This is a genomic window from Mucilaginibacter terrenus (assembly GCF_003432065.1).
Taxonomy (GTDB): domain Bacteria; phylum Bacteroidota; class Bacteroidia; order Sphingobacteriales; family Sphingobacteriaceae; genus Mucilaginibacter; species Mucilaginibacter terrenus.
Genome location: NZ_QWDE01000003.1, coordinates 260,878 through 269,813 on the forward strand (window position 1 = coordinate 260,878; position 8,936 = coordinate 269,813).

Consider the following 8,936-nt stretch of genomic DNA (forward strand, 5'->3'; position numbering starts at 1 on the left):
ATATAAAAGTTAGGGGATCTTGTTATATCTCTGTTTCATCGCAAATATAATTATATAAATGTAGATTTAAATAAATTGCCGCAGTTTTGTTGTTCTTTTAAGAACTAAAGCCAACAACCTGTTTCTCAGATTATTCCTACTCATTGCTTTATAATCCAATACCAACGCTTTCAATCGTTGCAGTAATGTAGCGTTACTAATGCCTCCTACCAACATATAGATAAATACCCTTGGTATATATGTAATACTTATTTGCTTTAAATGAACAAACCGCAGCATTAATTCATAATCCGCTGCTGACCCAAAACGCTGATCGTAATTACCATATGTAGAATAAAGCTGTCTTTTGCAATAGAAAGTGGGGTGCGGCGGCATCCATCCTTTGTTAAACAACCCTTGGACATATTCTCCGGATTTCCATTTACGAAAAACTTCGCCATTAAGTTTCAAATAAGTTAAATCAGCATAAATGGCATCTGTATAAGTGTTTTCAAATGTATGAGCTATATCTGCAAGAACATTTTCATCAGCAAAAACATCGTCGGCATTTAGCATTCCTATAAAATCGCCGGTCGCCAGTGCAATCCCCTTGTTCATGGCGTCGTATATACCACCATCCGGCTCGGACACGACAATGCTGATATGCTCGCTGTATCGGTTTACAATGGCCATGGTATCATCAGTAGAAGCACCATCTATGATAATATATTCGATATTTTGATACCGCTGAACCAAAACAGACTTGATAGTACGCTCGACAGTATCTTCGGCGTTAAAACAAACGGTAACAACGGTAATCTTTATTTGATGCACGGTTAAAATTAAATTTTTCAACCGTAAAAATGTATTTTTGAATTCGCTGACTCATAACTAGCAGCAAGCTTTATGCGTTTTAGATATTCTTTTTACGTTTTATCTGTACTATTTTTTTGTATCTCCTGCTCTTACCGGCAAAGTCAGGCTTTGTTTCAAAACAAAAGTGCTACTACTGTTTTACACGATACATCTGCTGCAAGCAAATTCCCTGTTAAGAGTACCTATCGTATACAACCCCGAGACATTTTACAAATAAGGAACCTTCAAAACATAAAGTATATAGTAGACGATGTGGCCCAAAGCTCGTCGGGCGTATCAGGTAGCGGCACCGCTGGCCAGGGCCAAACGTTTGAAGTTGACGAAGACGGAACGGTTGCGCTACCAGCAATTGGGCATATAGCAGTAAGTGGCCTTACCCGCGTAGAGGCTACCCGTAAAATTGAAGGCTTATATCGTAAAGAACTTCTGAAGGATCCTATTATTGAGCTTAAGATTACTAATCTTAAGGTAACCATTTTGGGTGAGAGCGTGGCCCAGGGAAACTTCCCGTTATTAAAAGATAATACCACTTTGGTGGAAATGATTGGCCAAGCGGGTGGATTAACTAAAAGCGCGAATGAGAAAAATGTTAAGATTATACGAGGAACGGGTACAAACAAAAGCGTTACCGAAATAGACCTTAGCGATATAAGCTCCATATCAGACCCAAGAGCGATATTACAAAATGGCGATATCATTTACATTGCACAAAATAAACGCGCAATACGCAGCGATAAATTGCAAAATATTAATACTTACGCGCAGCCAGTTACCTTATTACTTAGTACAGCTTTAATTATCTATTCGCTGAGCCGGCAATAAATGGAAGAGACCAATAATATAACGCAACGACTGCCTAACCAGGAAATAGACTACTTTAAAATTGGCAGGATACTTATAAGCCGTTGGTATTGGGTGGTGGGATCTTTGGCGGTTTTTACCATATGGTCTTACGTGTACCTATGGTATACGCCTAAAATATATTCTACCGCCGGCACCATGAAACTGGAGGACCGTAAATCTGAAATAGGCGACCTGGCAAATGTGGTATCGGGATCTGATAGGGGGCAGTCGAGAATACAGAGCGAAACATCTGTATTGCAGAGTCACGACGTAATCCTGAATGCTGTTACCGACTTGAACTACCCGGTTAGTTTCTACGTAGAAGGACGTGTGCGCACCAGCGAGCTTTACCCCCAAAAACCGCTTACAATAGATAAGATACAGTTTGACAGCCTCAATTTCTTCAGAGAGATTATAACTTTCAAGCCCGTAAATCGTACATCTTACAACTTAACTTATAAGCTTAACGGTAAAGAGGCATCTGCCAATTACGCGTATAATACGCCGGTTACACTTGGGCCTACCACATTCAGCATTAAATACCCGGACAACATCAATAAAAATACGGTACTGCTGTTTAAATTTAATACGCCCGAAGATTTTGTAGGCCGTGTTCGCGGTGGGTTACGTGCAAGCGAAACGGTGAAAAACTCTAACATCCTTTCGGTACAGATGACTGATGCTAATCCGCAATTCGCTGCAGATGTACTGAACGCGGTAATGAAGGAGTACCTTATATACGATCGCAACCGTAAAACGCAGTCAGCTTCGCAAATGATCAACTTTATAGATGATCAGCTAAAATATTTGTCAAGTGAAGTAAAAGGCTCAGAAAAATCTATTCAATCATTTAAACAGAAGAACAGGCTAATGGAAGTAAGCGCCGCCGCTGACGCAGCGCTGGACAAGGCTAAAGACCTGGAGTCGCAACAAGCTGTACTTAAGCTTCAATTACTGGCCATAAACGAGACTAAAGAAAACATCAGTAAAGAGAAAAACAATGTAAACCTGAACTTTGACGCCGGCAGCGGACAGGTTGATCCAAATTTGCTAACGTTAATTAGCAAGCTTGATGGTTTGCTTAACCAGCGTACCGACCTACTGAAGACCTATAATTACAATTCGCAACCGGTACAAGATATAAACAAAGCAATTCTGCAGGTAAAGAATACCGCTATAAACAGCTTAAACTCTGCTTATAACAGTGTTAAAAGAAACCTTGATTTTATAGCAGCGCAACTGGGCCAGGTAAACCAGCAAATATCCGTGCTACCCGGTGCAGAACGCGACTTGGTAAGCCTACGCCGGGATTTTGAAATAAACGAAAAGGTTTACTCCTTTTTATCCGAAAAGAAGCTGGAAGCCCAGATCAGCCGTTCCGGCATCTTACCGGGTGCAACTATAATTGAACAAGCACAGCCGAACTACTCACCGGTATCGCCTAACGAGCATGATATACATCGCACAGCCATCATCTTCGGATTGGCAGTTGGGTTAGGGCTCATTGTTCTTATCCGGGTGTTGAATCCGTACATATACGACAAGGAGACTATAGAAAGCCTTACAACCATACCTATTATTGGTGTTATAAGAAAATTCCCGTCTACGTTAGATGAAGACAACATTCAGGTTCTAGCCATAAATCGTCCAAAGTCGATATTTGCTGAATCAGTGCGATCAGTAAGGACCAACTTGAACTTCATTGCGGCGGAAAAAGCCAGTAAAGTAATCTGTATTACGTCAGAAGTTGCAGGAGAGGGTAAGTCTTTTGTAGCAACCAACCTGGCAAGCACACTTTCATTAATCGATAAAAAGGTAATATTGATAGGTGCCGATTTGAGGCGTTCCAAACTGCACAAAACCTTTAAGGTACCCAATGAAAAGGGATTAAGTAATTACCTTTCACATCAAACCACACTGGACGAGATCATACTACATTCAGAGCAGGATAATCTTGATTTCATTGTGTCGGGCCCGGTTCCGCCAAATCCGTCAGAACTCTTGCATACTCAACAACTGAGGGACATGATCGATGTGCTTAAAACCAGGTACGACGTGATAATGGTAGACACAGCACCTATCGGCCTGGTGTCTGACGCGATACCGCTTATAAGAATCAGCGATATAAACATCTTTGTTATTCGTTCGGGTAAGTCAAAATACTACGCTGCTACTGTACCACAACGGATAGCACAGGAGTATCACTTAGATAATACCGTAATAGTTTTAAATGCTTTTGAAGAAGATTTATTGCATTCCAGATACTACACAACCAAATTTACCGGTGATTATAGTACCAGGTACTATTATTACTCCGACTATAGCAGCGGGTACCAGGCATCCGGCTATTATGTGGATGACGAGAAAAAGAAGTGGTGGGACTTTAAACACTGGTTTAAGTAGATCTTCTTTACTATATGGCTATAAATACCGATGCGGGCGTATTGAAATGGTACCCGGTATACACACATCCAAGGGCTGAGAAAAAAGCTTTCAGCGCTCTGGTAGACAAAGGGATAGAGGCTTACCTGCCGCTGCAAAAGAAGTTGAAACAATGGAGCGACAGAAAAAAGTGGGTAGAGGAGCCACTTCTAAAATCCTACATTTTCGTGCGGATAACCAACAACCACCAGGCTGATGTTTTGATGAGCCGCGGCATTGCAAGGTTTATCTATTTCTCAGGCAAAGTAGCAACTATGCCCGACAGACAAATAGAGGAACTTAAATTATTAATGGCAAGCTCTCTGGACCTGGAAGTAACTGAAGAGGATTTACAGGCTGGGGAAAAAATTAAAGTAAAGGCCGGGCCTTTAAAAGGCTTAACCGGCGAAATTATATCCTACCGTTCGCAAAAACAGTTATTATTACGGTTAGAAGGTATTGGCTGCTCCATTATAGTAAATGTTGCAGCCGCTTTTATTAACAGGCTATAGCTGTTTTTGGGACATATTCAATTATGTATAAATAATTGACATATAATAAGTTACAAATACACAATGTGACTTACGGGGCGAAGCTATGGAGAAACGACAAACATGTGCAGGATAGCTGGACTGATAGCTGAAGGGCTAAATCAGTCGCAAATAAGGGCTTCTGTGACGGCTATGTGTAATACTATGCAACATGGCGGTCCGGACGATGAGGGGATATATGAAGATGAGAGCGCAGGCCTGGCTTTCGGGCACCGAAGGCTGTCTATTATTGATTTAAGCAAAAATGGCCATCAACCTATGACAGACCCGCGTAATAGGGTTTGGATTACATTTAACGGCGAAATATACAATTATCGCGAGTTAAGGGCAAATCTGGAACGGTCGGGAGTAACCTTTAATACACAAACAGACACAGAAGTACTAATACAAGTTTATTGTAAATGGGGAACATCCGGGTTCAATAAACTACGAGGAATTTTTGCTTTTGCCCTGTACGATTCGGCGAGATTTGAGACCTACCTTGTACGCGATTCCAGTGGCGTAAAACCACTGTATTATTCATCAAATAGGCAGCGCCTTGCATTCGCATCAGAGATCAAAGCGTTTAAAGCTGCGGGCATTGCCACACAACCAAATACGGTTTGGCCTGTATTGTTGTTAGCATACGGCCATATTCCTGAGCCACAAACCACACTGAAAGATGTATACAGCTTGCCCAAAGGACATTACTTGTGCAGGAACAAAAACGGAAGCGTTAAACTTGAGAAATATACGTGCGAAGTAATTGGCGACCAGATTTTAACTATCAACGGCGCAGAGGATGGTATACGGCACTTGCTTAATGCTTCGGTAAAAAGACAAATGTTATCAGACGCCCCTATCGGTGTTTTCCTGAGCGGTGGAATAGACTCATCTATCCTGTCATTGCTGGCCAATGAAGAAGGGGGTGAACAGCTTAAAACGATCTCCATTTTCTTTAATGAAAAACAATACAACGAACGGCAGTATCAAAATGCAGTACTGAAAAAAATAGCCGGTAATACCAATACGCACCTGGTAACCGAAAGGGATTTCAGCAAGCATTTCCCCGATATACTTGCCGCTATGGATATGCCTACCACTGATGGCATAAATAGCTGGTTCATTAGCAAATATGCCCATGACACCGGTTTAAAGGCTGTACTATCAGGTATTGGAGCGGATGAACTTTTTGGCGGGTACCCATCGTTCAAAAGAATTCGTTTCATTAAGCAATTAAGGCGATTTCCTGCGTCACTGTTGCTAAAAACAAGTCGTCTTAGCATTGGCAATTTTAAACGGCTTTCGTACCTTGCTTATGATCATTCGGCAGCAGATTACCTTTTCTTACGCGGACTTTATACCGTTAGTGATATAGCGCTGATATTGAATATACATGAGGCTGAGGTAAGTCAGATCCTCTTTGATCAGAATACTCATTCACGATCCGGAAATTACGATAAACTACATGCCGCCTGGTACGAAACAAACATCTACATGCAAAATCAGCTACTACGCGATACCGATGTAATGAGCATGTGCCACGGGCTCGAAGTAAGAGTCCCGTTTTTAGATGAAGATTTACAGGCTTTCACATCCCATATTGACCCGGCGATTCGATTTGAAAAAGGCCGGCCAAAGCAGTTGTTAATAGACAGTTTCAAAGACATCTTGCCTCAAGCTGTGTGGAACAGGCCCAAAATGGGCTTCACTTTTCCGCTTCAGCAGTGGATGAAAAACAACCCGGATGTGGTTAACACCGGGAGATACAAAGGAAGCTTTGCTAAGAAAACAATAGAAGGTTTTAAATCAGGTACAACTCATTGGTCACAAGCATTTGCGCTTTATCAGGTACAAGCTCATGTCTAAAAAAGTGATCTTATTAAGCCTGCAAACTTTCAGCGCCACCGGTGGCATACAAAAAATGACACGTACGATGGCGCACTCCCTGCAGCAAATCTGCGTAGAAAAAGGATGGAAGTTAAGGCTACTATCCCTTTATGATTCTGATTACGACCTGCAGCAACAATACATAAAGGCAGAAAACTTCAGGGGATTTCAAAAAAATAAATTTGGTTTTATTTTAAGTATTTTATCAACCGTAAACAATGGTGATACGCTTATCCTCAGTCACGTAAACTTTGCAATAATTGGCCTGTTGATTAAAATTTTCAAGCCTAAAGCTGATGTTTGGCTTATTGCACATGGTATTGAAGTTTGGCGGCCGTTTTCTGCCCAGCGTAAATTATTTCTTAAATACTGTGATAAAATTGTTAGCGTAAGCGAGTACACACAAAATGAGATGATAAAACGGCATAATGTTGATCCGTTGAAGTGTGTTGTTCTCAATAATGCTATCGACTCTTTTATAAACATCCCGAAAGAGATTTCAAAACCCCAAAACCTACTTAGCCGATATCGCATTAACAAGCAAACACCAGTTGTATTCACGCTAACCCGCCTGGCATCCAGCGAGAAGTATAAAGGATACGATACTTTAATTGCAACTATAGGTAAGTTAAAGGCCAAGTTCCCTGATGTTAGATACGTTCTTTCGGGCAAGTACGACCAAAAAGAAGGGCTGCGGGTAAAGGAACTTATTGCAGAGCACGGGGTCATGGGTAGTGTTATACTTACCGGCTTTATTGATGAGCGTGAACTGGCAGACCATTTCCTGCTTGCAGATCTCTTCGTGCTACCCAGCAAGAAAGAAGGATTTGGAATAGTGTTTATAGAAGCACTTGCCTGCGGCCTGCCTGTAATTTGTGGCAATGCAGATGGCAGCGTAGATGCCGTCCGGAATGGGGAGCTAGGTATAGCCATAAACCCCGATGACCCTGAAGAATTGCAGTTAGAAATTTCAAAATATCTTTCACATCCGCTAAATACAAATGAGCGAAAAGCATTGCAGCAGAAATGCCTGCAATACTTCAGCGAAGACGTGTATAGAAAAAAGCTGCAAACTTTGTTAGCTGGTTAACCTAACTATCCTCATAAATGCCTCCGGTAATAAAGGTCAAAAACTTATCTAAAGCATATCAACTGGGTACATTTGGTACAGGCACCATATCGCGTGATCTTGAGCGTTACTGGGCACGCATCAGAGGTAAGGATGATCCCTTTCTTAAAATTGGAGAAGTAAACGATCGCACAACCAAAGGCCAAAGCGATATGGTTTGGAGCCTTAAAGACCTAAATTTTAATATAGAACAGGGGGGTGCTGTAGGTGTTATTGGCCGTAACGGGGCGGGTAAGAGCACCTTGCTAAAAATATTAAGCCGCATCACCTCTCCCACTACCGGTACGGTAAAGGTAAAAGGAAGAGTAGCCAGTTTACTTGAGGTAGGCACGGGCTTTCATCCCGAATTAAGCGGCCGGGAAAACATATACCTCAACGGTGCTATACTGGGTATGCGTAAAGCCGAAATAAAGCGGAAGTTTGACGAGATAGTAGACTTTGCAGGCGTAGAGCGCTATATAGACACACCTGTAAAACGTTATTCATCAGGGATGTACGTGCGCCTGGCATTTGCTGTAGCCGCTCACCTTGAATCAGAGATACTGGTGATTGATGAGGTACTTGCAGTAGGCGACGCCGAATTTCAAAAAAAGTGTCTCGGCAAAATGGGCGATGTAAGCCGTGGGGAGGGCCGCACGGTACTATTTGTTTCTCACAATATGGGGAGCATCTTACAGCTCTGTAACACCAGCATGCTGCTCAACAACGGCAAAATCATGTTCATAGGCCCTACTGAGGCTACTGTTAAAACTTACATGAGCAGCGCCGTTACCGACAGATCGGGCATCAAGGCCATCGGCACATTGAAGGACACCATAAAAGTAACATCGCTTACTGTAAATGAGACCCCAATTGATGCTCTGTTAATGCCACATGATGAGGTACTTATCAAAGTCAATTATGAGTGTACCAAGCCGTTAAAAGAATTCAGAATCTCAATTAACGTGTTTAAAGAGGGCACAACTGTGCTCACCATGCATGATTTGGAGGTTGGCAGGCCCATTGAGCCTGGTAAGTACGAATCTATCATCAGGATACCGGCTTTCTTCCTGCGCCCGGGTGGATATACCCTGGCGGTTGGAGGGCATAACTCTAATTTTAAGAACCTGACAATTGAAAATCTGGAGTGGTTTTACATTCCGGATATCAGTGCTTTTGAGATACTGGAAGCCTGGAGTGAAAACTTCGATTTTAACAACAAGGGCCTTATAAATCTCCCGAATACAGGCGGGAAACGCACTTTTCTGGGTTGAAAGCTATACCAAAAC

Annotated in this window: 7 protein-coding genes; 6 read left to right on the forward strand and 1 reads right to left on the reverse strand. The window is 42.1% G+C overall.

Going from position 1 to position 8,936, the window contains the following annotated elements:
• Positions 1-66 precede the first annotated feature (66 nt).
• A complete protein-coding gene (locus DYU05_RS16525) occupies positions 67-834 on the reverse strand; it encodes a glycosyltransferase family 2 protein (protein ID WP_117384247.1) in 768 nt (255 codons plus the stop codon).
• Between the two features lie 129 nt (positions 835-963).
• Here DYU05_RS16525 and DYU05_RS16530 point away from each other — a divergent pair, with 129 nt between their 5' ends.
• The 6 genes from DYU05_RS16530 (at position 964) to DYU05_RS21345 (ending at position 8,921) form a co-directional block, all read left to right on the forward strand.
• Positions 964-1,677: a polysaccharide biosynthesis/export family protein gene (locus DYU05_RS16530; RefSeq protein WP_165852097.1), complete on the forward strand. Its 714-nt coding sequence runs from the start codon at positions 964-966 to the stop codon at positions 1,675-1,677.
• Positions 1,678-4,101, forward strand: coding sequence for a GumC family protein (locus DYU05_RS16535; RefSeq protein WP_117384249.1), 2,424 nt, complete (start codon positions 1,678-1,680; stop codon positions 4,099-4,101).
• A gap of 14 nt (positions 4,102-4,115) precedes the next feature.
• Positions 4,116-4,631 carry a UpxY family transcription antiterminator gene (locus DYU05_RS16540; RefSeq protein WP_117384250.1) on the forward strand — a complete coding sequence of 172 codons (516 nt, stop codon included), beginning with the start codon at positions 4,116-4,118 and terminating at the stop codon, positions 4,629-4,631.
• 102 nt (positions 4,632-4,733) lie between these two features.
• Positions 4,734-6,518 (forward strand): asparagine synthase (glutamine-hydrolyzing), encoded by a 1,785-nt coding sequence (gene asnB / locus DYU05_RS16545; RefSeq protein WP_117384251.1) that lies wholly within the window; start codon positions 4,734-4,736, stop codon positions 6,516-6,518.
• Entirely contained in the window at positions 6,511-7,629 is a 1,119-nt protein-coding gene (locus DYU05_RS16550) for a glycosyltransferase family 4 protein (RefSeq protein WP_117384252.1), read from the forward strand. The genes asnB and DYU05_RS16550 overlap by 8 nt, the downstream gene beginning before the upstream one ends.
• A gap of 17 nt (positions 7,630-7,646) precedes the next feature.
• Positions 7,647-8,921, forward strand: a complete 1,275-nt coding sequence (locus DYU05_RS21345) for an ABC transporter ATP-binding protein (RefSeq protein WP_235854042.1) — start codon at positions 7,647-7,649, stop codon at positions 8,919-8,921.
• Positions 8,922-8,936: the final 15 nt, after the last annotated feature.

Coding starts and splice junctions, on each gene's coding strand:
- DYU05_RS16535 (WP_117384249.1), top strand. CDS start 1,678: ATGGAAGAGACCAATAATATAACGCAACGACTGCCTAACCAGGAAATA.
- DYU05_RS16540 (WP_117384250.1), top strand. CDS start 4,116: ATGGCTATAAATACCGATGCGGGCGTATTGAAATGGTACCCGGTATAC.
- asnB (WP_117384251.1), top strand. CDS start 4,734: ATGTGCAGGATAGCTGGACTGATAGCTGAAGGGCTAAATCAGTCGCAA.
- DYU05_RS16550 (WP_117384252.1), top strand. CDS start 6,511: ATGTCTAAAAAAGTGATCTTATTAAGCCTGCAAACTTTCAGCGCCACC.
- DYU05_RS21345 (WP_235854042.1), top strand. CDS start 7,647: ATGCCTCCGGTAATAAAGGTCAAAAACTTATCTAAAGCATATCAACTG.